General features: G+C 70.0%; 20 protein-coding genes. 10 read left to right on the top strand and 10 right to left on the bottom strand.

Annotation, left to right across the window (positions count from 1 at the left end; all coding sequences use genetic code 11):
* Nucleotides 1-7: 7 nt before the first annotated feature.
* A complete protein-coding gene (locus P1K89_RS22920; protein WP_284618841.1) occupies nucleotides 8-730 on the bottom strand; it encodes an SIMPL domain-containing protein in 723 nt (240 codons plus the stop codon).
* A 171-nt stretch (nucleotides 731-901) separates the two neighbouring features.
* Here P1K89_RS22920 and ompR point away from each other — a divergent pair, with 171 nt between their 5' ends.
* From ompR to P1K89_RS22895, 5 genes are all read left to right on the top strand, one after another.
* Nucleotides 902-1,636 carry an osmolarity response regulator transcription factor OmpR gene (ompR, locus tag P1K89_RS22915; protein ID WP_284618840.1) on the top strand — a complete coding sequence of 245 codons (735 nt, stop codon included), beginning with the start codon at nucleotides 902-904 and terminating at the stop codon, nucleotides 1,634-1,636.
* 95 nt (nucleotides 1,637-1,731) lie between these two features.
* Entirely contained in the window at nucleotides 1,732-3,069 is a 1,338-nt protein-coding gene (locus tag P1K89_RS22910) for a sensor histidine kinase family protein (RefSeq protein ID WP_284618839.1), read from the top strand.
* A 149-nt stretch (nucleotides 3,070-3,218) separates the two neighbouring features.
* Entirely contained in the window at nucleotides 3,219-3,656 is a 438-nt protein-coding gene (locus tag P1K89_RS22905; RefSeq protein ID WP_284618838.1) for an Hsp20 family protein, read from the top strand.
* A 17-nt stretch (nucleotides 3,657-3,673) separates the two neighbouring features.
* Nucleotides 3,674-4,069, top strand: coding sequence for an Hsp20/alpha crystallin family protein (locus P1K89_RS22900; protein ID WP_284618837.1), 396 nt, complete (start codon nucleotides 3,674-3,676; stop codon nucleotides 4,067-4,069).
* A 75-nt stretch (nucleotides 4,070-4,144) separates the two neighbouring features.
* On the top strand, nucleotides 4,145-4,651 hold the full coding sequence (locus P1K89_RS22895) for an Hsp20/alpha crystallin family protein (protein ID WP_284618836.1): 507 nt from the start codon (nucleotides 4,145-4,147) through the stop codon (nucleotides 4,649-4,651).
* A 25-nt stretch (nucleotides 4,652-4,676) separates the two neighbouring features.
* Here P1K89_RS22895 and ispF read toward each other — a convergent pair whose 3' ends face one another.
* Together ispF and ispD are read right to left on the bottom strand one after the other, a co-directional pair.
* Nucleotides 4,677-5,186 carry a 2-C-methyl-D-erythritol 2,4-cyclodiphosphate synthase gene (gene ispF, locus P1K89_RS22890; RefSeq protein WP_284618835.1) on the bottom strand — a complete coding sequence of 170 codons (510 nt, stop codon included), beginning with the start codon at nucleotides 5,184-5,186 and terminating at the stop codon, nucleotides 4,677-4,679.
* Nucleotides 5,183-5,905: a 2-C-methyl-D-erythritol 4-phosphate cytidylyltransferase gene (gene ispD, locus P1K89_RS22885; protein WP_284618834.1), complete on the bottom strand. Its 723-nt coding sequence runs from the start codon at nucleotides 5,903-5,905 to the stop codon at nucleotides 5,183-5,185. Before ispD ends, ispF begins: the two co-directional genes overlap by 4 nt.
* 76 nt (nucleotides 5,906-5,981) lie before the next feature.
* Here ispD and mfd point away from each other — a divergent pair, with 76 nt between their 5' ends.
* The 3 genes from mfd to serB are packed head-to-tail and all read left to right on the top strand — an operon-like array spanning nucleotide 5,982 to nucleotide 12,156.
* Nucleotides 5,982-9,434, top strand: a complete 3,453-nt coding sequence (gene mfd / locus P1K89_RS22880) for a transcription-repair coupling factor (protein WP_284618833.1) — start codon at nucleotides 5,982-5,984, stop codon at nucleotides 9,432-9,434.
* A gap of 41 nt (nucleotides 9,435-9,475) precedes the next feature.
* Nucleotides 9,476-11,431: a signal peptide peptidase SppA gene (gene sppA, locus P1K89_RS22875; RefSeq protein ID WP_284618832.1), complete on the top strand. Its 1,956-nt coding sequence runs from the start codon at nucleotides 9,476-9,478 to the stop codon at nucleotides 11,429-11,431.
* A gap of 11 nt (nucleotides 11,432-11,442) precedes the next feature.
* Nucleotides 11,443-12,156: a phosphoserine phosphatase SerB gene (gene serB, locus P1K89_RS22870; RefSeq protein ID WP_284618831.1), complete on the top strand. Its 714-nt coding sequence runs from the start codon at nucleotides 11,443-11,445 to the stop codon at nucleotides 12,154-12,156.
* Between the two features lie 33 nt (nucleotides 12,157-12,189).
* Here the strand turns inward: serB and P1K89_RS22865 are convergent, their stop codons facing one another.
* The 3 genes from P1K89_RS22865 to P1K89_RS22855 form a co-directional block, all read right to left on the bottom strand.
* Nucleotides 12,190-12,945 carry an energy transducer TonB family protein gene (locus P1K89_RS22865; protein ID WP_284618830.1) on the bottom strand — a complete coding sequence of 252 codons (756 nt, stop codon included), beginning with the start codon at nucleotides 12,943-12,945 and terminating at the stop codon, nucleotides 12,190-12,192.
* A 207-nt stretch (nucleotides 12,946-13,152) separates the two neighbouring features.
* Nucleotides 13,153-17,160, bottom strand: coding sequence for an ATP-dependent RNA helicase HrpA (gene hrpA / locus P1K89_RS22860; protein WP_284618909.1), 4,008 nt, complete (start codon nucleotides 17,158-17,160; stop codon nucleotides 13,153-13,155).
* 19 nt (nucleotides 17,161-17,179) lie between these two features.
* A complete protein-coding gene (locus P1K89_RS22855; RefSeq protein ID WP_439898021.1) occupies nucleotides 17,180-18,502 on the bottom strand; it encodes a YihY family inner membrane protein in 1,323 nt (440 codons plus the stop codon).
* A 9-nt stretch (nucleotides 18,503-18,511) separates the two neighbouring features.
* Here P1K89_RS22855 and P1K89_RS22850 point away from each other — a divergent pair, with 9 nt between their 5' ends.
* Both P1K89_RS22850 and P1K89_RS22845 read left to right on the top strand, forming a co-directional pair.
* Nucleotides 18,512-18,934, top strand: a complete 423-nt coding sequence (locus tag P1K89_RS22850; protein WP_439898020.1) for a DUF2069 domain-containing protein — start codon at nucleotides 18,512-18,514, stop codon at nucleotides 18,932-18,934.
* On the top strand, nucleotides 18,931-20,346 hold the full coding sequence (locus P1K89_RS22845) for an FAD-binding oxidoreductase (RefSeq protein ID WP_439898019.1): 1,416 nt from the start codon (nucleotides 18,931-18,933) through the stop codon (nucleotides 20,344-20,346). The genes P1K89_RS22850 and P1K89_RS22845 overlap by 4 nt, the downstream gene beginning before the upstream one ends.
* A 34-nt stretch (nucleotides 20,347-20,380) precedes the next feature.
* On the opposite strand, the gene P1K89_RS22840 is transcribed toward P1K89_RS22845, so the two are convergent.
* From P1K89_RS22840 to P1K89_RS22825, 4 genes are read right to left on the bottom strand one after another with little or no spacing between them, the layout of a single operon-like run.
* Entirely contained in the window at nucleotides 20,381-20,830 is a 450-nt protein-coding gene (locus tag P1K89_RS22840) for a DUF1178 family protein (RefSeq protein ID WP_284618829.1), read from the bottom strand.
* Nucleotides 20,831-20,857: 27 nt separating this feature from the next.
* Nucleotides 20,858-21,157, bottom strand: a complete 300-nt coding sequence (locus P1K89_RS22835; RefSeq protein WP_284618828.1) for a DUF2818 family protein — start codon at nucleotides 21,155-21,157, stop codon at nucleotides 20,858-20,860.
* A gap of 19 nt (nucleotides 21,158-21,176) precedes the next feature.
* Nucleotides 21,177-22,673 (bottom strand): NADH-quinone oxidoreductase subunit NuoN, encoded by a 1,497-nt coding sequence (nuoN, locus tag P1K89_RS22830; protein ID WP_284618905.1) that lies wholly within the window; start codon nucleotides 22,671-22,673, stop codon nucleotides 21,177-21,179.
* A 19-nt stretch (nucleotides 22,674-22,692) separates the two neighbouring features.
* A complete protein-coding gene (locus tag P1K89_RS22825; protein ID WP_284618827.1) occupies nucleotides 22,693-24,171 on the bottom strand; it encodes an NADH-quinone oxidoreductase subunit M in 1,479 nt (492 codons plus the stop codon).
* Nucleotides 24,172-24,187 lie beyond the last annotated feature (16 nt).

The raw sequence follows: 24,187 nt of genomic DNA, 5'->3' as shown, positions 1-24,187 counted from the left end.
AAAGGACTCAGCGCGCCGACATCTGCACGCTGCCGTTCACCGTCACGGTGACGGTGGCCTTGCCGGCCTCGACCGGCACCGATTCGTCCACGGCGCCGGCCTGCGCGGCCATCGCGCGGCGGAACATCGGTTGCGGCGGCGGCATGCCATCGGCCTGGCCGACGTTGACCTCGCGGATGCTGTAGCCGGCAAAGCCGAACTGGCGCGCGTACTCCTCGGCGCGTTGCCTGAAGCGCGCGATGGCCTGCGCGGCCACGTCACCTTCGGCTTTCTCGCGCGCCTCGCGCGACAGGCCGTGCATCACATGCGCCACCGGCATGGCGCCGCTCAGGCGGCCCGCCAGCTGGCTGATCGCCCCGCTGTCGCGGCCTTCGAGCACCAGCTCCGCGCGGCCGGTCCATCCTGCGATCTGGCCCTTGTTCGAATAGCGCGGCGACAGCGCGAACTGCCCCGTGCGCACGTCCAGCTGACCGGGTCGCTGGGCCTTGCGCGCCTCGTTGAGCGCGTTGTCGAGCACCTGGCGCAGCTGCGATTGCACGGCGGCCGCATCGGCGCCGTCGCGCTGCGCGGCCAGCGTGATCGTCAGCAGGTCCTGGGGCACTTCAGTGCTGGCCTGCGCGGCGAGCGACAGCACGTTCTGGGGCGCCGGCAGCGCCACGGCAGCGGTTTGCGCGGCGGCCGAGGTCGCCGCGGCAGCGAGGGCCACGGCGCTGAAGAAGCGTCGATTCATGGGTCGGAAGCCTTCCATCCGGAGTGGCGGGCACTCTAGCGCCGGCAACGTCCGACAAGGGTCGGATAGCTCCTACGAAGCAGCCGCAAGAGTTGTAACAACGGGTCGGATTGGGGTAAAACGCGATGTCCGGCCCCGCACAATGCCTCTGTTACATATTCGGAGTTACGCATGAATGCGCCTGCAAACGCTCGAGCCGATCGGATCGTCGTCGTCGACGACGACGCCCGCATCCGCGACCTGCTGCGCCGCTACCTGACGCAGGAAGGCTTCGAGGTCCTGCTGGCCGAGGACGCCAAGGCGCTGAACCGGCTGATGACCCGCGAGACGATCGACCTGATCGTGCTCGACCTGATGCTGCCGGGGGAAGACGGCCTGTCGATCTGCCGCCGCCTGCGCGCGGCCAACGACATGACGCCGATCATCATGCTGACGGCCAAGGTCGAGGACGTCGACCGCATCGTCGGCCTGGAGGTCGGCGCCGACGACTACCTGCCCAAGCCCTTCAACCCGCGCGAGCTGCTGGCACGCATCCATGCCGTGCTGCGCCGCCGCCCGGCGCCGGAAGCCCCGGGCGCGCCCTCGAAGGAAGCCCAGGTCGTCAGCTTCGGCCCGTTCGAGTTCGACCTGTCGCTGCGCCGCCTGACCAAGAGCGGCGAGCAGATCGCGCTGACCACCGGCGAGTTCTCGATGCTGAAGGCCCTGGTGCGCCACCCGCGCCAGCCGCTGTCGCGCGACAAGCTGGCCCAGCTGGCACGCGGCCGCGAGTTCGAGCCCTTCGACCGCAGCCTCGACGTGCAGGTGTCGCGCCTGCGCAAGATGATCGAGCCCGATCCTTCGCAGCCCCGCTACATCCAGACCGTCTGGGGTGTCGGCTATGTGTTCGTGCCGGACGGCGCGACCTGATGGCCTGAACGCCCTAATGAGACCCCCAAGCTCGCTTCGCTCACGGCCCCCCGAGGGGGCGCGTCAGTGGCTTCGGACGGCCGGGCGCCACTGACATGGCGGACAAGAAACGGGTCGGCCTGAGCCTCTTCTGGCGCACCTTCTTCCTGCTGGGGCTGCTGCTGGGCGGCGGCATCTTCGCGTGGGTGCAGACCTTGCGCGCGCTCGAGTCCGAGCCGCGCGTGGTGCTGGCCGCGCAGCAGATCGCCAGCCTCGTGAACCTCTCGCGCGAGGGCCTGCGCTACGCGGACCGCATCAACCGCGTCGCGCTGGTCAAGGCGATGAAGACCAGCGAGGAGATCCGTGTAACGCCGCGGGAGCCGGGCGACAAATGGGAACCCTTTGAAGAGGACCGTTTCACCCGCAAGATCGGTGGGGAGATCCGCTCGCGCCTCGGGCCGGACACCGTCGTCGCGCGCAGCGTCAACGGCCAGCCCGGGCTGTGGGTCGGCTTCTCGATCGAGAACGATCCCTGGTGGCTGCAGGCCGAGGCCGCGCGCATCCATCCGCTGACACGCGACACCTGGATCGTCTGGGTCAGCATCGCGGTGCTGGCCACCGTGATCGGCTCGGTGGCCATCGCACGACTGATCAACCGGCCGCTGCGCGACCTGTCCTTCGCGGCCAGCCGCATCCGCGGCGGCGAGTACGACTCGCGCCTCGACGAGAACACGCTGACCAGCGAGATCCGCGAGGTCAACATGGGCTTCAACCGCATGGCGCGCGAGCTCGCGAAGGTGGAGGAAGACCGCGCGGTGATGCTGGCCGGCATCAGCCACGACCTGCGCACGCCGCTGGCGCGGTTGCGGCTCGAAGCCGAGATGAGCGTCAGCGACGAGGAGGCGCGCCGCAACATGGCCTCCGACATCGACCAGCTCGACGCGATCATCGACAAGTTCATGGACTACGCGCGGCCCGGCGAGACGCATCTGCGGCCGGTGCACCTGTCGAAGCTGATCGACAAGGAAGCCTCGGCCTTCCGCGATCCGTCGGAGATCCAGATCACCTCGAAGGTGGCGATCGACCTCGTGGTGATGGCCGACGAGATCGAGCTCGGCCGCGTCTTCCAGAACCTGTTCGAGAACGCGCGCCGCTACGGCCGCACCACCGAGACCGGCATCGCCGTCGTCACCGTGAGCTACGTGCGCTCGGGGCCGTGGGTGATCGTCACCGTGCGCGACCGCGGGCCGGGCGTCGCGCAGGAAAAGCTGTCGCAGCTGACGACGCCTTTCTTCCGCGGCGATGCCGCGCGCACCGCGGCCACCGGCGCGGGCCTGGGGCTGGCGATCGTCGACAAGGCGATGCAGCGCATGGGCGGCTCGGTGGAGGTGGCCAATGCGCCGGACGGCGGGCTGATGCTGCACATCCGGCTCAAGCGCGCGCCCGCGCCCTGACCTCGCCGGCCCACCCCGCCGCCGCCCCTTTGCGGCAGCACAAGGACGCATCACGCGGCCCTTGAAAAGCGCTCCGGCGGTCCCTAGATCGGATGCATCGGGCCGGCAACAGCCGGGCCGACTTTCACCAACCGACGAAGGACCACGCCATGTATCGAAGCCTGTTTCCGCGCGACCTGTTCGCAGAAATGGACCGCCTGCAGCGCGAGATGCAGCAGGTGTTTGACCAATCGCCCGGCATCCGCGGCGTCGGCCGCGGCGGCTACCCGGCGCTGAACGTCGGCGGCACGCCGCAGAGCGTCGAGGTCTATGCCTTCGCGCCGGGGCTCGACCCGGCGAGCATCGACGTCAACCTCGACCGCGGCGTGCTGACGCTGGCCGGCGAGCGCAAGGAAGCGCTGCCGAAGAGCGACGAGAAGGTGACCGTGCACGCCAACGAGCGCTTCAACGGCCGCTTCCGCCGCGTCGTCAGCCTGCCCGACGACATCGACCCGAACGCCGTGAGCGCGAAGTACACCGATGGCGTGCTGCACATCAGCATCCAGCGCCGCGCCGCCGCGCAGCCGCGCCGCATCCAAGTGCAATGAATCCAGGAGCGAAGACCATGAGCAACGCCGTGACCAAGACCGCTGACAACAGCGTCGCGCAACGCGATTCGTCGCGCCAGGACCTGGCGCTGTGGCCGCCGGTGGACGTGATCGAGGATTCGACCGGCATCACGCTGTACGCCGACCTGCCGGGCGTGCCGCGCGACAAGCTGAACCTGCGCGTCGAAGGCGACACGCTGGCCATCGAGGCCGAGGTGGCGCTGACCGTGCCCCAGGGCATGGAAGCGCACCATGCCGAGGTGCAGCTGTCCCGCTACCGCCGCGGGTTCGCGTTGAGCAAGGAGCTCGATGCCGACAAGGTCAGCGCCGAGCTGAACCAGGGCGTGCTGCGCGTGCGCATCCCGAAGGCGCCGCACGCCCAGCCGCGCAAGATCGCGGTCAACGTCGGCTGAACTTGCGTCGCGCCGCGGTCCGGATCGCCCCGGGGGGCGCCGGACCGCCTCGACGCCACACGAATGGAGGATCCGATGAAGATGCACGACATCAAGCACGGCCTCGGTTCGCTGAAGGACACCGTGACCGAAGGCTTCCATCGGCTGCGCGAGTCGGCCGGCGGCGCGTTGACGCGCTTCCGGGCCGGTGAGTCGGCCAATCTCCCGGCGCGTGGCGACATCGACGACGCCGGCTTCCTGCCGTCGCAGTCCTGGGCGATGCTCGGCGGCGACGTGTTCGAGGACGACCGGCGCCTCGTCGTCCGGCTCGAGGTTCCGGGCATGGACAAGAAGAACTTCGACGTCGAGGTGATCGGCGACACGCTGCACGTGCGTGGCGAGAAGCGCTTCGAGCGCGAGTCGACCGAAGGCCGCTGGCGCACGCTGCAGTGCGCGTACGGCAGCTTCCAGCGTCGCGTCAGCTTGCCCGTGCCGGTCAAGAGCGACCAGGCCCGCGCCATCTACCGGGACGGCGTGCTGAAGATCGAGCTGCCGAAGGCCGCGGAGGCCAAGCCGCGCAACGTCACGATCCACGTCGGCTGAGACGCGGCCGCGAAGCCCGCGCGGGTCACGAGGGGCTGGGCTCGCCGGGCGTGCGCCACAGCAGGCAGACCGCGCGGGCTTCGATGGCCCGGCCCTCGCCGACCGGGCCCATCTGCTCGGCGGTCTTCGCCTTGACGTTGACCGCCGACTCCTCGATGCCGAGCGCCACCGCGATGCGCGCGCGCATCGCCGGGATGTGCGGCGCCATCTTCGGCGCCTGCGCGACGATGGTCGAGTCGATGTTGCCGACGCGCCATCCGGCTTCGCGCACGCGGCGCCCGGCTTCGGTCAGCAGCTGGAACGAATCCGCGCCGCGGAAGGCCGGGTCGGTGTCCGGGAAGTGGCGGCCGATGTCGCCCAGGCCGGCGCCGCCGAACAGCGCGTCCGTGATCGCATGCAGCAGCGCATCGGCATCCGAATGGCCGAGCAGCCCATGGCTGTGCGGAATCGTGATGCCGCCCAGGATGAGCGGCCGTCCGGTGACCAGCTGGTGGGTGTCCCAGCCTTCGCCGACACGCCAGTGGAAATGAGTCATCGGGTCCTCAGCAGTCGTTCGGCCAGCGCGAAGTCGCCGGGCCAGGTGAGCTTGAAGTTCTCGGCCTCGCCCCGCACCAGCTTCGGCGCGTGGCCCAGCGCTTCGATCGCGCTGGCTTCGTCGGTGACCTCGCCGCCCGCGTGCGCCAGCGCCGGGCGCAGCAAGCCGAGCCGGAACATCTGCGGCGTCTGCGCGGCCCACTTGCCGCTGCGGGAGACGGTGCTGTCGATGCGGTCGCCACGGTCGCTGCCGGCCTGCTTCAAGGTGTCGGCCACCGGCAGCGCGAGCAGGCCGCCGACCTCGTCGTCGGCGCAGGCGTCGATCAGCCGGTCGACCCACTCGGCCCGGAGCAAACCGCGGGCCGCGTCGTGCACCAGCACCCAGTCGTGCGGCCGGGCGCCGCGCGCCAGCAACTCGTCGAGGCCGTTGGCGACCGTCTCTGCGCGCGTGGCCCCGCCGCAGCGGGCCAACCACTGACCGTCGGCGACACCGAAGCCGGGCACGGCGGATTCGAACAGCGCATCGTTGGGCGCCAGCACGACCAGCGTCGCCGCGATCCGCGAGACCGCGGCCAATGCGGCCAGCGTGTGCGCCACCAGTGCCTGGCCGTGCAGGAGCGCGTATTGCTTCGGGCCGCCGGTGGCCGCGCGTTCGCCGATGCCCGCACAGGGCACCAGTGCGAAGCAGCGCGGCTCCAGGCCGACAGCGTATGAACTCATTCGCAGGATTCTAGAATTCACCCGTTGAGCCGCCCCGGCACCCGAGCGCCGGGGCGTCTTGCTTTTGCCCCGCCGCATGCAACTGCCCTCGATCGCGCCCGGAAAGCGCTTCACCCTGCCCCGTCCGATCGGTTCGGCCGATGCGCTGCTGCTCGCGCGCGTCGCGCAGGCGCGCGCGGGCGAGAAACGGCTGCTGGCGATCGTCACCGCCGAGCCGGCCGACGCGCAGCGCCTCGCCGACGAGCTGCCGTTCTTCGTGCCCGGCCTGCGCACCACCGTCTTCCCCGACTGGGAGACGCTGCCCTACGACACCTTCAGCCCGCACCAGGACCTGATCAGCGAGCGCCTGGCCACGCTGTGGCGCATCCATACGCGGGAAGCCGACGTCGTGCTGCTGCCGGCGACGACGGCGCTGACGCGCCTTGCCCCGCCATCGTTCCTCGCCGGCACGACCTTCCAGTTCAAGCAGAAGACCAGGCTCGACGAAGCGGCGCTGCGCGCGCAACTGACGCTGGCCGGCTACAACCACGTCAGCCAGGTCGTGTCGCCGGGCGAGTACGCGGTGCGCGGCGGGCTGATCGACCTGTTTCCGATGGGCTCGCTGGTGCCCTACCGCGTCGACCTGTTCGACAACGAGGTCGACTCGATCCGCACCTTCGACCCCGACAGCCAGCGCAGCCTGTTCCCGGTGCCCGAAGTGCGCCTGCTGCCCGGCCGCGAGTTCCCGATGGACGAGGCGGCACGCACCACCTTCCGTCAACGCTGGCGCGAGAAGCTCGACGGCGACCCGACCAAGAGCCGCATCTACAAGGACATCGCCCAGGGCATCGCGACTGCCGGCATCGAGTACTTCCTGCCGCTGTTCTTCGAGCAGACCGCGACCATCTTCGACTACCTGGGCAGCGAGGCGATGCTGGTGCTGCACGGCGAGGTCGACGCGGCGCTCGAGCGCTTCTGGACCGATACCCGCGAGCGCCACCGCTTCCTCGCGGCCGACCCCGACCGGCCGATCCTGCCGCCGGAGGAGATCTTCCAGCGCAGCGACGAGTTCTTCGCCAACGCCAACCGGCAGGCGACGCTCGCATTGCGCGGCAACGAACCGGTGGACTGGGCGCGGCCGCTGCCCGACATCGCGGTCGACCGCGGCGCGACCGAGCCGCTGGCGCTGCTGGGCAAGCACCTCGATGCCACGCCGCACCGCGTGCTGATCGTCGCCGAGAGCGAGGGCCGCCGCGAGAGCCTGCTGGAGCTGCTGCGCGACCACAGGATCGATCCGCCGAGCGTCGGGACGCTGGCCGAGTTCGAGGCCAGCGACGAGAAGGTGGCGATCACCGCCGCCCCGCTGGCCGCCGGCTTCTTCTGGCACGAACCGGCGGAAAAGCGGGCGATCCAGTTCATCACCGAGACCGAGCTCTTCGCCTCGACGCCGCAAGCCCGGCGCCGCCGCAAGCAGGAACAGACCAGCAGCGTCGACGCGCTGATCAAGGACCTGTCCGAGCTGAAGATCGGCGACCCGGTGGTGCATGCGAACCACGGCATCGGGCGCTACCAGGGGCTGATCAACATCGACCTCGGCGAGGGGGCGTCGGAGTTCCTGCACCTCGAGTACGCCGACAAGGCGACGCTGTACGTGCCGGTGTCGCAGCTGCACCTGATCAGCCGCTACACCGGCGTCAGCGCCGACGAGGCACCGCTGCACAAGCTGGGCTCGGCGGCGTGGGAGAAGGCCAAGCGCAAGGCGGCCGAGCAGGTGCGCGACACCGCCGCGGAGCTGCTGAACCTCTACGCCCGCCGCGCTGCGCGCGAGGGCCATGCGCACCGCTTCACGCCGCACGACTACGAAGCCTTCGCCGCCAGCTTCGGCTTCGAGGAGACGCCCGACCAGCGCGCCGCGATCCACGCGGTGATCCAGGACCTGATCTCGCCGCAGCCGATGGACCGCCTGGTCTGCGGCGACGTCGGCTTCGGCAAGACCGAGGTCGCGCTGCGCGCGGCTTTCGTCGCGGTGCACGGCGGCAAGCAGGTGGCGCTGCTGGCGCCGACCACGCTGCTGGCCGAGCAGCACTACCAGACGCTGGTCGACCGCTTCGGCAAATGGCCGGTGAAGGTGGCCGAGCTCTCGCGCTTCCGCTCGCCGAAGGAAGTGAAGATTGCGCTCGAAGGGCTGGAGAACGGCACGGTCGACATCGTCGTCGGCACGCACAAGCTGCTGTCCAGCGAGGTCAAGTACAAGCGCCTGGGCCTGCTGATCATCGACGAGGAGCACCGCTTCGGCGTGCGCCACAAGGAGGCGATCAAGGCGATGCGCAGCGAGGTCGACGTGCTGACGCTGACCGCGACGCCGATCCCGCGCACGCTGGGCATGGCGCTCGAGGGCCTGCGCGACCTCTCGGTCATCGCCACCGCGCCGCAGCGCCGCCTGGCGATCAAGACCTTCGTGCGCAACGAAGGCAACAGCATCATCCGCGAGGCCGTGCTGCGCGAGTTGAAGCGCGGCGGCCAGGTCTACTTCCTGCACAACGAGGTCGAGACCATCGCCGCCCGCCGCGACCGCCTGGCCGAGCTGCTGCCGGAAGCGCGCATCGCGGTCGCGCACGGCCAGATGCCCGAGCGCGAGCTGGAAAGCGTGATGCGCGACTTCGTCGCGCAGCGCTACAACGTGCTGCTGTGCTCGACCATCATCGAAACCGGCATCGACGTACCGAGCGCGAACACCATCGTCATCAGCCGCGCCGACAAGTTCGGCCTGGCGCAGCTGCACCAGCTGCGCGGGCGCGTCGGCCGCAGCCACCACCAGGCCTACGCCTACCTGCTGGTGCCCGACACCGAGACGCTGACCAAGCAGGCCTCGCTGCGCCTGGAAGCGATCCAGAGCATGGAGGAGCTCGGGTCGGGCTTCTACCTCGCGATGCACGACCTGGAGATCCGTGGTGCCGGCGAGGTGCTCGGCGAGCACCAGAGCGGCAACATGCAGGAGGTCGGCTTCCAGCTCTACAACGACATGCTGGCCGAGGCCGTGCGTTCGTTGAAGGCCGGTCGGGAGCCGGACTTGCTGTCCCCCACCGGGGTGTTCGGCGGCTCGACCGAGATCAACCTGCACGCGCCCGCGCTGCTGCCCGACGCCTACTGCGGCGACGTGCACACGCGGCTGAACCTGTACAAGCGCCTGGCCACCGCCGAGCGACCGGAGCAGCTCGACACGATGCTCGAGGAGATCACCGACCGTTTCGGCAAGCTGCCGGCGCAAGCGCAGACGCTGTTCGACACGCACCGGCTGCGCGTGCTGGCCAGGCCCTACGGCGTGATGAAGATCGATGCGAATCCGAAGCTGATGTCGATCACCTTCAAGCCGAATCCGCCGGTGGACGCGATGCGCATCATCGAGCTGGTGCAGAAGCACCGGCACATCAAGCTGGCGGGCAACGACAAGCTGCGCATCGAGCGTGAGATCGCCGATCCGAAGGACCGCGCGCAGTTCATCCGCGACGTGCTGCGCGGCCTCGGGCAGCCGAAGCCGGTCGTCGCCTGACATCGCCGCCCGGACCGCGGCCCGAATTTCCCAGGAACCCCATGAACGACGACCTCACACCCGCCGCGGTGCCCGCCCCCGCGCCTTCCCCGGTGCCCGCGCCGTCCAGCCCGCCGCCGGCCGCGCCGCGGCGCCCCGGCCTGCTGCGCCGCATCTTCGGCGGCCTGTGGTGGCTGGTCGACGGCAGCCGCCGGCTGGTGCTGAACTTCCTGTTCCTGCTGATCGTCGGCGCGATCTTCGTCGCCTGGTTGCGCAGCGGCCCGCCGCCGATCCTCGACAAGACCATGCTGGTGCTGAACCTGAGCGGCCCGCTGGTCGACCAGCGCTCCGGCAATGCACGCGACCGCGCGATGAAGCAGCTGCGCGGCGAGCCCGACGACCAGGTGCAGCTGCGCGACGTGCTGCGCGCGCTGGAACTCGCGGCGAAGGACCCGAAGATCGCCGGCGTCGTGCTGGTGCTCGACGACTTCGCCGGCGGCGGCCTGCCGAACCTGCGCGAAGTGGCGCAGGCGCTGGTCCGCTACAAGAAGGAGTCCGGCGGCAGGAAGGTCGTCGCCTGGGGCTCGGGCTACGACCAGCGCCAGTACTTCCTCGCCGCGCATGCCGACGAGGTCTACGTGCACCCGATGGGCCTGGTCTACATGGAAGGCTTCGGCCGGCTGCGCAACTACTACAAGGAGGCCTTCGACCGCCTGGGCGTCAGCGCCAACGTCATCCGCGCCGGCAAGTACAAGAACTTCGGCGAGCCCTACTTCGCGAAGGCGCCGTCGAAGGAGACGCTGGAATCCGACGCGCAGCTGTACGACGGCCTGTGGGCCGACTACACGGCCAGCGTGGAGGCCGCGCGCAAGCTGCCCGCGGGCCACATCGCCAAGGGCATCGAGGAACTGCCGCAGCGCCTGCCGGCCGCCGGCGGCGACATCGCCAGGCTGGCGCTGGAGACCAAGCTGGTCGACGGCCTGAAGACCCGCGACGAGCTGCGCGCGATGATCATCGAGCGCGGCGCGAAGGACGCCGACGGCAAGACCTTCCGCCAGATCGGCTTCGGTGAATACCTGGCCCGCCAGGGCCCGCAGCTGCCCACCGGCGACGCGATCGGCGTCATCGTCGCCGAGGGCGAGATCAGCGACGGCGATGCCCCTCCGGGGGCCGTCGGCGGCCGCTCGACCGCCGAGCTGGTGCGCCAGGCGCGCGACGACAAGCACGTCAAGGCCATCGTGCTGCGCGTGCGCTCGCCGGGCGGCAGTGCCTTCGGCTCCGAGCTGGTGCGCCGTGAGCTGGAACTGACGCGGGCGGCCGGCAAGCCGGTGGTCGTGTCGATGGGCGATGTCGCCGCGTCGGGCGGCTACTGGATCTCGATGGCCGCCGACGAGGTGATCGCCGATCCGGCGACCCTGACCGGCTCGATCGGTGTCTTCGCGATGCTGCCCACGGCCGAGGGCCTGATGTCCAAGCTGTCGGTCAATACCGCCGGCTACGGCACCACCTGGCTGACCCACGCCTACGACCCGCGCAAGCCGATGGACCCGCGCTTCGCGGCGCTGGTGCAGTCGACCGTCGGCCGCATCTACACGGACTTCACCGCCAAGGCCGCCGCCGCGCGCAAGACGACGCCGGAGAAGCTGGACGACGTGGCGCAGGGCCGCGTCTGGACCGGCGCCCAGGCGAAGGAACGCGGCCTGGTCGACCGGCTCGGCAGCTTCCGCGATGCGCTCGACGCCGCGGCCTCGCGCGCAAAGGTGTCGCCCGGCTACCGCATCGTCTATGTCGAACGCGAGCCGGGGCGACTGGCCCGCATGCTCAGCTTCTTCGGCGCCGGCGCGGTGCAGGCGGCGATGCCCTACCTGGCCGAAGCGGCGCAGCAGGCCGGCGGCCCGCTCGCGGTGCTGCCGCCCGAAGTACGCGACATCGGCCGCGAGCTGTCGTGGCTTTCGGAGCTGACCGACCGCCGCCAGCCCTTCTCGACCGTCGTGCACTGCTTCTGCAGCGCGCCGTGATCCGCCGGCAGATGAGCGCGATCGAATTCGCCCCCGGCCTCTTCGTGCGCGGCGTCACGCCGCCGCTGCCGCTGGCCGACTACCGCCTCGTCGCGTTCGACATGGACTCGACGCTGATCAACATCGAGTGCGTCGACGAAATCGCCGCCGCGGCCGGCCGCAAGGCGGAAGTCGCGGCGATCACCGAGGCGGCGATGCGCGGCGAGATCGCCGACTACAAGGAAAGCCTGCGCCGGCGCGTGCAGCTGCTGCGCGGCGTGCCATCGTCGGCGCTGGAGTCGGTCTACAACGACAAGCTGCGCCTGAACCCGGGCGTCGAGCAGTTCGTGCAGGCGCTGCAGGCAGCGGGGCTGAAGACGCTGCTGGTCTCCGGCGGCTTCACCTTCTTCAGCGAGCGTGTGCGGCACCGGCTGAAGCTGGACTTCGCGCGCGCCAACATGCTGGAGATCGAGCACGACCGGCTCACCGGCCGCATGGTCGACCGCCCGTGGGGCGACATCTGCGACGGCGCCGAGAAGCGCCGCGTGCTGCTGGAAGTGTGCGAGCTGATGGGCATCGAGAGCGCCCAGGCCATCGCCGTCGGCGACGGGGCGAACGACCTGCCGATGATGTCGGTGGCCGGGCTGTCGATCTGCTTCCACGGCAAGCCCGCGGTGCGCGAGCAGGCGATGATCTCGATCGAAGAGGGCGGCATGGACCGCGCCCTCGCGCTGTTCAGCCGTTAGGCGGCGTGGGTCGGTCCGGCGTTGCCGGCAGGGTCACTCGCTGAGGTTGAACACCAGCTGCACCGCGTGCTCGCGCGGCTCGGGAACCGGGTCGTAGCGCCACTGCTTGACCGCGTCGAGCACCACCGCGTCGAGCGCTCGGCTGGTGGTCTGGCGGATGTCGGCGCCGGCGACGCTGCCGTCCGGGTTCACCTTCAGCAGCACGGTCACTTCGTTGCTCGCCTTCAGGCGCGAGCGGATGCGCGACGGGATCTCGGGCTCGACGTAGCGCACCAGCTTCAGCGGCGCGATCGCATCGGCGGGCGGGGCCGGCGGCGCGGCGCGTGGCGTGGTCGCGGCCAGCTGGGTCGGTGCGGCCATGGCGGCCGAGGCTTCGGGCGCGGGCGCCGGCACCGCGCTGGCGGGGGCGGCCGCGACGGTCGGCTCCGGCGTGGGGATCGGCTCGGCGACGGCGGCCGGTGCGGGCGACGCCGACCGGGTCGATGGCGTGGCGCCGGCGGTGGCCGTTTCGCTGCGGCTCGGTCGCGGGCTGGCCGCAACCGTCGGTGCCGGGGCGGCTGCGGGCGTCGGACGCGCGACCGCGGCGGGTGCCGGCGCGGGCGCGGGCGCCGGCGTGGCCGTCTCCGTCGCCTTCGTGCGCTTGACCTGGGCGGCCTCGATGATGATGCGCAGCGGGTTCGCGGCATCGCGCTTGGCGCGTTCCATGCGCTCGGCGATCTCGGCGGCGGTCTGGGCCGAAGCCAGGTTGATGCAGCAGAGGCCGGCGGCGGCCAGTATGTACGTCCTCAAGGGAACCTCCCAACGCGACGCTTTTGGCGCCGTCAACGGGGCTGAAATGGCCCCTGGGCGTATCGGTGCGGGCCGGATTGTAGGGAGGCCTCGATCGGGCTCCATCCGCGTCAGCCCCTATTAAGTTTCGAAACCGGGCGGTAACCGTCGAGTCGTTCCGTGCGGTATTTCGCACCCCGGGCACGCCGGCGCAAGACCGGCTTTGCCTCAGCTGCTGAGCTGTTGCCAGGCCTTGTCCAGGCGCTTGACGCTCACAGGCTGCGGCGTGCGCAGCTCCTGCGCGAAGAAACTCACCCGCAACTCCTCGAGCAGCCAGCGGTACTCGTCGAGCCGCGCGTCGGCCGTTCCCTTGAGCTCGGCGACGCGGCGCTGCCAGCGCTGTTCCAGCGGGCGCAGCTCGGCCAGGCGCTGCGCATCGCGCACCGGGTCGGCCCGCAGCTTGTCCAGGCGCAGCGTGATCGCCTTGAGGTAGCGCACCAGGTGCTGCAGCTGCGACCACGGCGTGCTGGCGACGAATCGCTTGGGCACCAGGCGCTGCAGCTGCGCCGCGATGTCATCGGCCACCTCCTTGGGCGGCCGGCTGTCCTTCAGCTTGCGCTGCGCGACGGCGAACTCGGCCAGCACCGCGCCGGCGGCGCGCGCGACTTCCTGCGCGATCAGGTTCAGGCGGCCGCGGCCTTCGTCGATGCGCGCCTTGAAGCCGGCCTGATCGGTCGGCAGCGGGTCGCCGAGGAACGCGCGGTCGAGCGCGACGTCGATGATCTGCTGGCGCAGCTCCTCCAGCGTGCCGAGCGCCATATACGGCACCGCCATCTTCTGCAGGTCCGGCAAGTTCTTCTCGAGGTACTTCAGCGGCTCCTTGATCTGCAGCGCGATGAGCCGGCGCAGGCCGGCGCGGTGCTTCGCCGCGGCGACCTCGGGCTCGTCGAAGACCTCGATCTCGACTTGCGCGCCCTTGTCGATCAGCGCCGGGAAACCGACCAGCGTCTGGCCGCCCTTCTTCAGCTCCATCAGCTCGGGCAGCTCGCCGAAGGTCCAGGCGGTGTAGGCGGCCGGCGCGGCCGGCGCCGGCGCCGGCGGCGTCGCGGCCGCGCCGGCCGGGCGGGCTGCGCCACGGTGAGCCGCCGCGGGTGCCGGTGCGGGCGCGTCGGTTGAGGCCGTACCCAGCTTCAGGGCCGCCAGGGCCTGGAACGCCGAGCGGGCCTGGCTGCCGAGCTCCGCCTTCAGCGTCGCGAGGTGGCGACCCATGCCCAGCTGCCGCCCGTGTTCGTCCACGACGCGGAAGTTCATGAACAGGTGGGGCGCAAGCATTTCCAGCTTGAAGTCGTTCCGTTGCACGGCCAGCTGCGTGCGCTCGCGCACCGCCTTCAGCAGCACGTCCATCAGCGCGCCGTCGCCGAAGGGCGTCAGCTCCACGAACTCGGCGACGAACTCGGCCAGCGGCTGCAGCCGCGCCCGCGGCTTCTGGTGCAGGCTCTTGATCAGCGCCGTCACCTTGCCGGCCAGCATGCCGGGCACCAGCCACTCGCAACGCTCTTCGCTGACCTGGTTCAGCGCATAGATCGGCACCGTCACCGTGACGCCGTCCTTGGCGTCGCCCGGCTCGTGCAGGTAGCTCGCGCTGCAGTCGATGCCGCCGAGGCGGATCGTCTTCGGATAGCTCGCGGTCGTGATGCCGGCGGCCTCGTGCCGCATCAGCTCGTCGCGCGACATCTGCAGCAGACGCGGCTGGCGCTTCGACTCCTCGCGGTACCAGCGCTCCAGCGATGCGCCCGACGCGACGTCGGCGGGCAGCTGCTGGTCGTAGAAGGCGTAGATCAGCTCGTCGTCGACCAGCACGTCCTGGCGGCGCGACTTGTGCTCGAGCTCCTCGACCTGGGCGACCAGCTTGCGGTTGTGCGCGAGGAAGGGCAGCTTCGTGTCCCAGTCGCCGTCGACCAGCGCGGCGCGGATGAAGAGCTCCCGCGCGGCCTTCGCATCGACCTTCGCGAAGTTCACGCGCCGGTTGTTGTAGACGACGAGGCCATACAACGTGGCGCGTTCGAGCGCGATCACCTCGGCCGCCTTCTTCTCCCAGTGCGGCTCGAGCAGCTGGCGCTTGAGCAGGTGGCCGGCGATGGCCGGGATCCACTGCACGTCGATGTTCGCGAGCCCGCGGCCGAACAGCCGCGTGGTCTCGACCAGTTCGGCGGCGATCAGCCAGCGGCCCGGCTTCTTCGACAGGTGCGCGCCCGGATGGCGCCAGAACTTGATGCCGCGCGCGCCGAGGTACCAGTCCTCCTCGTCGTGCTTGACGCCGACGTTGCCGAGCAGGCCGGCGAGCATCGCCAGGTGCACCTGCTCGTAGGTGGCCGGCGAGCCGTTCAGGCGCCAGCCGTGTTCGGCCACCACCGTGTGCAGCTGAGAGTGGATGTCGCGCCATTCGCGCACGCGGCGCGGGCTGATGAAGTGCTCGCGCAGCAGCTGTTCCTGCTTGCGGTGGCTGAGCTTGTGGACCGGCTTGTTCGCGGCGGCGGTGGCGCCAGCGCCCTCGCCCGGCGCGGCCTGGACCGGCGCGCCGCGCACTTCCTCGAGCCAGTTCCACAGCTTCAGGTAGCCGCTGAACTCGCTCTTCTCGTCGTCGAACTTCTTGTGCTTCTCGTCCGCCGCCTGCTGCTGTTCGAGCGGGCGGTCGCGCACGTCCTGCACGCTGAGCGCCGAGGCGATCACCAGCACTTCCGCCAGGGAATGGCGTTCGCGCGCCTCGATGATCATGCGGCCGATGCGCGGGTCGAGCGGCAGCTTCGCGAGCTCGTGGCCCATCGGCGTGAGCTCGTTGTCGTCGTCGACGGCGTTGAGTTCGCCGAGCAGCGCGTAGCCGTCGGCGATCGCCTTCGCCCGCGGCGGCTCGAGGAACGGGAACTGCTCGACCGAGCCCAGGTGCAGGCTCTTCATGCGCAGGATCACGCCGGCCAGCGACGAGCGCAGGATCTCCGGATCGGTGAAGCGCGGGCGGCCGGCGAAGTCGGCCTCGTCGTAGAGGCGGATGCAGGTGCCGTTCGACACCCGGCCGCAACGGCCGGCGCGCTGATTCGCCGCGGCCTGGCTGATCGGCTCGACCTGCAGCTGCTCGACCTTGTTGCGGAAGCTGTAGCGCTTCACCCGCGCCTGGCCCGAGTCGATCACGTAGCGGATGCCGGGCACCGTCAGCGAGGTCTCGGCGACGTTGGTGGCCAGCACGATGCGGCGGCCGTTGCCGGCTTCGAAGACGCGATCCTGTTCCTGCTGCGACAGGCGCGCGAACAGCGGCAGGATCTCGGGCTGCGGGCCGCCGCGATGCTGCTGGGCCAGGTGCTTGTGCAGGTGGTCGGCGGCTTCGCGGATCTCGCGCTCGCCGGGCAGGAAGACGAGGATGTCGCCGGGACCGCCGCGCCACAGCTCGTCGACCGCGTCGGCGATCGCGTCGTTGAGGTCGTGCTCTTTCGACTCCTCGAAGGGACGCCAGCGCTGCTCGACGGGGTACAAGCGGCCCGACACCTGGATCACTGGCGCTGGCCCACGGATCGAGGCGAAATGCTGCGCGAAACGATCGGCGTCGATCGTCGCCGAGGTCACGATGATCTTCAGGTCGGGCCGGCGCGGCAGCAGCTGGCGCAGGTAGCCGAGCAGGAAGTCGATGTTGAGGCTGCGCTCGTGCGCCTCGTCGATGATCAGCGTGTCGTAGGCGCGCAGGTCGGGATCGTTCTGCGTCTCGGCGAGCAGGATGCCGTCGGTCATCAGCTTGACCGACGCGCCCGCCTGCAGCCGGTCCTGGAAGCGCACCTTGTAGCCGACGACCTCGCCGAGCGGCGACTGCAGCTCGTCGGCGATGCGCTTGGCGACGCTGGACGCGGCGATGCGGCGTGGCTGCGTGTGGCCGATGATCCCGCGGCCGCCGGCACCGATGCCCCGCCCGAGCTCGAGTGCGATCTTCGGCAGCTGCGTGGTCTTGCCAGAGCCGGTTTCGCCGCAGACGATGACCACCGGATGCTCGCGGATGGCGCGCGCGATCTCCTCGCGCCGGCTGGAGACCGGCAGCGATTCGGGATAGGTGATGGGCGGGACCGGGTTGGCCGGGCGCGGTGCGCCGCGGCGCGCTTCCGGTCCGGGGGCCCGGGGCGTGCGCGGCGGTCGCGGCGAACGCGCTTCGGGCGCCGCCTTCTGGGGGGCGTTCGGATTCACGGGAGCGCGGATTATCCGCGTTCGGCAGTGGCGTTCAGTGGATCAGGGCTTCGACCGTCAGCGCCGCGAAGCCGGCGCGGTTGCGGAAGGCTCCGGTGGCCTGCTTGTCGGCCAGCAGCAGCTTGTCGATCAGCGGCGCCGCCGGGGTCTGCGTGGGGTCGATCAGCAGCACCACGCGCTGGGCGCCCTCTTCGTCGAGCCGGCCGCACCAGTCCAGCGCGACCAGCGCCTCGGTGACCGGCTCGACCTGCAGCGGATCGATGCGCAGCGCTCCGGCCAACGCCTCTGGGCTGAAGCCGCGTTGCGCCTCGCCGCGGGCATTGGCCAGCAGGCGCAGGATGGACACCGCGAGCGCGAAGCGCTGGCCGGGCCGGTCGGGCAGCCGCACCACGCGCATCGCGAGGCTCGGCGCATAGGCCGCGATCACCGCGCCGAGCAGCACGATGACCCAGCCGAGGTAGATCCACAGCAGGAAGATCGGCAAGGTGGCGAAGGTGCCGTAGACCACCGAATAGGTCGGCACCGCGGCGACGTACCAGGCCAGCAGGCGTTTGGCGATCTCGAAGCCGACGGCGACGAACAGCCCGCCGGCCCAGGCATGCGCCCACTGCACGTGCGTGTTGGGCACGAAGCGGAACAGCCCGGCCATGCCGGTGGCCAGCAGGCCGAACTCGACCAGGCCCAGCAGCAGGCTGACGCCGCCGGGCAGTTCGCCGACGATGCCCTTCGATGCCGAGATAGCGTAGGAAGTGAGCGTCAGGCTGGCGCCGAGCAGCAGCGGGCCCAGCGTCATCGCCGCCCAGTAGACGAGCACGCGCTGCGCCAGCGGCCGCGGCTTGTTGACCCGCCAGATGCCGTTGAGCGTGCGGTCGATCGTGAACACCAGCGCCAGCGCGGTGAGCCCGAGCACGATCAGGCCGACGCTGCCAAGCCGGCTGGCCTTGGCGGCGAACTGCGTCAGCGCCTGCAGCACCGGCCGCGCGATGGTGTCCGGCACCAGGCTCTGGATCAGGTACTGCTGCAGCGCGAGCTGGAAGCGGCCGAACATCGGGAAGGCCGAGAACAGCGCCAGCGTGACGGTGGCCAGCGGCACGAGGCCGATCAGGGTGGTGAAGGTCAGGCTGCTGGCGGTGAGGCCGAGGTGGTCCTCGCGGAAGCGGTGGCGCAGCATCTTGACCGTCTCGAACCAGGGCCAGGTGCGCAGCACGTCGAGCAGGCGGCGCAGCTGCGTGCGCAGGCGGCGGCGCACGGCGTCCTGCGTGAAGGCGCCCGGTTGCGCGCCGCTCGGCGCAGCGACCTGCATGCCGGTTCCTGCACCGGTCGGCGCTGCGTTCGCGGCGGGGTCGTCGAGGGTCATCCGGCTATCATGCCAGCCGTGCCCGCGCTGACGATGACCGACCTGCCGTCCCCTGCCCCATCACCAGACGGCTTCGTGCGACGCACGCGCTTCGTCGCGGTGGCGAGCCTGCTCTCGCTGATCGTGCTGGGCCTGGCGTGGGAACTGTGGCTCGCGCCCACGGGCCAGCGCACCTGGGCGCTGAAGGTCGTGCCGCTGGCCATTCCGCTCGCCGGACTGCTGAAGCACCGGCTCTACACCTACCGCTGGCTGAGCCTGCTGGTGTGGCTGTACTTCACCGAAGGCATCGTGCGCGCGACCAGCAGCAGCGGCCTGGTGGTGCCCCTGGCCTGGACGCAGGTGCTGCTGTGCGTGCTGCTGTTCGGCGCCTGCGCGGCCCAGGTGCGGCACCGCCTGGCGCTGGCGAAGGCCAAGGCGGGATCGAACGCATGACCATGGACGCCGCTGCGCTGATCGATGCGCTGCGCGCCGCCGTCGGGGCGCCGCAGGTCCTGGTCGACGGCGACCTGTCGGCCTGGGAGCTCGACTGGCGCAAGCGCTGGCGCGGCAAGGCGCTGGCCGTCGTGCGGCCGGGCAGCACGGCCGAGGTGGCCGCGGTCGTGAAGGCCTGCGCCGCGCACGGCGCAAGCGTCGTGCCGCAGGGGGGCAATACCGGCCTCGTCGGCGGCGGCGTGCCGGACGACAGCGGCACGCAGGTGCTGCTGAGCCTGTCGCGGATGAACCGCGTGCGGGCCATCGATGCCGCGAACCTGACGATGACCGTCGACGCCGGCTGCGTGTTGCAGGTGCTGCAGCAACAGGCCGACGACGCCGGTCTGCTGCTGCCGCTGAGCCTGGCGGCCGAGGGCAGCTGCACGATCGGCGGCAACCTCGCGACCAACGCCGGCGGCACGCAGGTGCTGCGCTACGGCAACGCGCGCGAGCTCTGCCTGGGCCTGGAGGTGGTCACCGCCGATGGCGAGGTCTGGGACGGCCTGGCCGGCCTGCGCAAGGACAACACCGGCTACGACCTGCGCGACCTCTTCATCGGCAGCGAGGGCACGCTGGGCATCATCACCGCGGCCACCCTGAAGCTGCATCCGAAACCCGCGGCCAGCCTGACCGCGCTGGCGGCCTGCGCGAACCTGGCCCAGTGCGTCGCGCTGCTGGCGCTCGCGCAGTCGCGGCTCGGCCCGGGGCTCACCGGCTTCGAGGTGATGGGCGACTTCGCGCTGGCGCTGGTGCACCGGCATTTCCCGCAGCTGCCGCGGCCGCTGGCCCCCGCGCCGTGGACCGTGCTGCTGGAGTACGCCGATACCGAGGGCCTCGACACGGCGCGCACCCGCTTCGAGTCGCTGCTGGAGGCGGCGCTGGAGCAGGCGCTGATCGGCGATGCCGCGGTCGCCGAGAGCCTCGCGCAGTCGGCTGCGCTGTGGCATCTGCGCGAATCGATCCCGCTGGCGCAGGCCGAAGAGGGTCTCAACGTCAAGCACGACATCGCGCTGCCGGTGTCGGCGATTCCCGCCTTCTGCGAGCGCACCGATGCCGCGCTGCGCGAAGCCTATCCCGGCGTGCGGCTCGTCAACTTCGGCCACCTCGGCGACGGCAACCTGCACTACAACGTGCAGGCGCCGGAAGGCACGCCGGCCGGCGCGTTCCTGGCGGCGCACGAGCACGGCATCAACCGCATCGTCTACGACGCGGTGCAGGCCTTCGACGGTTCGTTCTCGGCCGAGCACGGCATCGGCGCCTTGAAGCGCGACGAGCTGGCCGAGCGCAAGTCGCCCGTGGCCCTGAAGCTGATGCGCGCGATCAAGCAGGCGCTGGATCCGCAGAACCGGATGAATCCCGGCCGCGTGCTCTGAGGGCCTGCGCCGTCGCCTGCGCACGTGGCGGCGTTCAGTGCACCTTGCCGCCGCCGCCTTCGAGCGCCTTGGGCATCGGCATCTGCATCACCTCGATGCCCTCCTCGGCCAGCGCCTCGCGCTGCTGCGGCGTCGCCTCGCCGCGAATGCCGCGGCGTTCGACCTCGCCGTAGTGGATGCGGCGGGCTTCCTCGGAAAAGCGCGCGCCGACGTCCTCGGTGTTCTGCAGCACGTGCTGCACCGCCTTCATCCACATCGCTTCCAGCGAGGGGGCATCCGGCGACTGCACCACCGGCCCCGGCTTCTCCTCACGCGCACCGGACAGGTTCAGGCGCGGCGCGGACGGCAGGCGCACGACCTCGTGGTCGCCGCACAGCGGGCATTCGACGAGTGCACGCGCGCGCTGCTCGCTGTACGCCTCTTCCGAAGCGAACCAGCCCTCGAAGACATGATCGCGCGCGCAGCGCAGGTTGAAGACCTTCATCCGGCCGTCATTATCGGACGGCGATCTTCATTGGGGCCGGTGACGCCGCAGATGCCGCCAGACGAAGCCCGGGAATGCGAAGGTCGCGAACAAGCACAGCGCGATGGCATAGAACTGCCAGCCCTGCGGGTGGCGCTGGCCGATGCGCGCCTCGATCGCCGTGCCGATGGCGATCGTCAGCCCGGCCAGCAGCAGCAGCTCGAGCAGCCGCCACCAGAAGGACTTGTGCGCCGGCCGCGGTCCGACCAGTAGCACGCGCTCGCTGAGGAACGGCAGGTTGGCCGCGACGAAACCGAAGCCGAGCAGCAGCCAGATCGAGGCCGTCACCGCGAATGCACGCCGCGGCTCAGGTCGCCAGCGCCTTCAGGATCGCGTCGCGGCACATCGCCATCAGGCTGCCCGGCATCACGCCGAAGGCCAGCACCGCGAAGCCATTGACGGCCAGCAGCGCGTTGATGCCGGTGGTGCTGCCCGCGGTGGCCGGCAGCCCCGCGTGCGGTCCCGACGGCTCCTCGAAGTACATGACCTTGACGATGCGCAGGTAGTAGAAGGCGCCGACCAGCGACAGCATCACGGCGATGACCGCCAGCCACACGTAGAGCGCGACGTCGGTGGCCACCAGCGCCTGCAGCACCGCGAACTTCGCGGTGAAGCCGACCATCGGCGGCACGCCGGCGAGCGAGAACATGAACACCGTCATCACGCCGGCGAGCCACGGCGCGCGCTTGTTGAGGCCGGCGAGGTCGTTGATCTCCTCGTTCTCGAAGCCTTGGCGCGACAGCACCATGATCAGGCCGAAGGTGCCCAGCGTCGTCAGCACGTAGGTGACGACGTAGAACATCGCCGAGCTGTAGGCATTGCCCGCGGTCTTGGTCTCGGTGCCCAGCACGCCGGCCGTCAGCGCCAGCAGCATGAAGCCCATCTGCGAGATGGTCGAGTAGGCCAGCATGCGCTTGAGGTTGCTCTGCGCGATGGCCGCGAGGTTGCCGATGATCAGCGAGCCCACCGCCAGCACGATCAGCATCTGCTGCCAGTGCGCCGCGAGCGTCAGCATGCCCTCGACCAGCAGGCGGATCGTGATCGCGAAGGCGGCCAGCTTCGGCGCGCCGCCGATCAGCAGCGTGACCGCCGTCGGCGCGCCCTGGTAGACGTCGGGCACCCACATGTGGAAGGGCACGACGCCGAGCTTGAACGCCAGGCCGGCGACGACGAAGACGATGCCGAAGACCAGCACCTGCTGGTTCACCTTGCCCTTGGCGATGACCTCGTAGACCTTCGGGATCTCGAGCGAGCCGGTGGCGCCGTACATCATCGACAGGCCGTAGAGCAGGAAGCCCGAGGCCAGCGCGCCGAGCACGAAGTACTTCATCGCCGCCTCGGTCGACACGCCGTGGTCGCGCCGCAGCGCGACCAGCGCGTACAGCGACAGGCTCATCAGCTCGAGGCCGAGGTAGATCACGAGGAAGTTGTTCGCCGCGATCATCACCATGATGCCCAGCAGCACGAACATCGACAGCACGAAGTACTCGCCCTTGAGCATCTCCCGCGCGGCGATATAGGGCTGCGCATAGGCCACGGTGACCATCATCGCGACGCACGCGAAGAAGGCCAGCAGATGGCCCATCGGGTCGCTGACGACCATGCCCTGCATGCCGTACAGCGACAGGCCGGCGTCGTACTGCCACAGGTGCAGCGCGGCCACCACCGCGAAGCTCAGTTGCGTCAGCCAGAAGGTCGGCCGTCGCTGCGGGTCGGTGACGAAGAGGTCCACCAGGGCCACCGCGCAGGCTGCGATCAACAGCACCGCCTCGGGGCAGCTCACCATCCAGTTCATGTCGGTCATCGAAGTCATCCCGGTGTCCTCACTTGACGAGCTTGGACGCCGACACGTGCGTGATCAGCTGGTTCACCGAGTGGTGCATCACGTCGGTGAAGGGTTTCGGATAGACGCCCATCCACAGCGTCGCGATCGCCAGCGCGGCCATCACGCCGAACTCGCGCGCATCGAGGTCCTTCAGGGCCTTGACGTCATCGTTCGCGACATCGCCGAAGTACACGCGCTTGTACATCCACAGCGTGTACGCGGCGCCGAAGATCAGCGCGGTCGCGGCCAGCGCGGCGATCCAGAAGCTCGTCTTCACGGTGCCGAGGATCACCATCCACTCGCCGACGAAGCCGCCGGTGCCCGGCAGGCCGCAGTTGGCCATCGCGAAGAACAGCGCGAAGGCCGCGAACTTCGGCATGGTATTGACGACGCCGCCGTAGGACGAGATCTCGCGTGAATGCACCCGGTCGTACAGCACGCCGATCGCCAGGAACATCGCGCCCGAGACGAAGCCGTGCGAGATCATCTGCACCAGGCCGCCCGAGATGCCGAGCTCGCTGAAGATGAAGAAGCCCAGCGTCACGAAGCCCATGTGCGCGATCGACGAGTACGCGACCAGCTTCTTCATGTCCTGCTGCACGAGCGCGACGAGGCCGATGTAGATCACCGCGATCAGGCTCAGCGCGATGATGAACCAGTCGTACTCGCGGCTGGCGTCGGGAGCGATCGGCATCGAGAAGCGCAGGAAGCCGTAGGCGCCGAGCTTCAGCATGATCGCCGCCAGCACCACCGAACCGCCGGTGGGCGCCTCGACGTGGGCATCCGGCAGCCAGGTGTGCACCGGCCACATCGGCACCTTCACCGAGAAGGCCGCGAAGAACGCGAAGAACAAGAGTGTCTGCGCCGGCATCGACAGCGGCAGCTTGTGCCAGGTGGCGATGTCGAAGCTGCCGCCCGACTTGAAGTACAGGTAGCACAGTGCGACCAGCATCAGCAGCGAGCCGGCCAGCGTGTACAGGAAGAACTTGAACGCCGCGTAGACACGCCGCGGGCCGCCCCAGACGCCGATGATGATGTACATCGGGATCAGCGTCGCCTCGAAGAAGACGTAGAACAGCAGGCCGTCGGCCGCCGAGAACACGCCGACCATCAGGCCCGACAGGATCAGGAAGGCGCCCATGTACTGCGCGACCTTCTCGGTGATGACCTCCCAGCCGGCGACGACGACGATCACCGTGATGAACGCCGTCAGCAGCACGAACCACACCGAGATGCCGTCGACGCCGAGGTGGTAGCGCACGTTGAAGCGCTCGATCCACGGCAGGTTCTCTACGAACTGCAGCGCGGCGCTGCCGGTGTTGAAGCCGGTGACCAGCGGAATCGTGACCAGGAAACTCGCCAGCGCGCCGACGAACGCGACACGCCGCACCAGCGGCGCGTTGTCGTCCTTCCCCAGCGCGAGCAGCAAGGCGCCGAAGGCGATCGGCAGCCAGATCGAAACACTCAACAGACCCATTTGTTGTTCTCCGCCC

The sequence above is a fragment of the Aquabacterium humicola genome, assembly GCF_030167915.1.
GTDB lineage: Bacteria > Pseudomonadota > Gammaproteobacteria > Burkholderiales > Burkholderiaceae_C > Pseudaquabacterium > Pseudaquabacterium humicola.
This window is presented reverse-complemented; position numbering and strand designations above follow the sequence as displayed.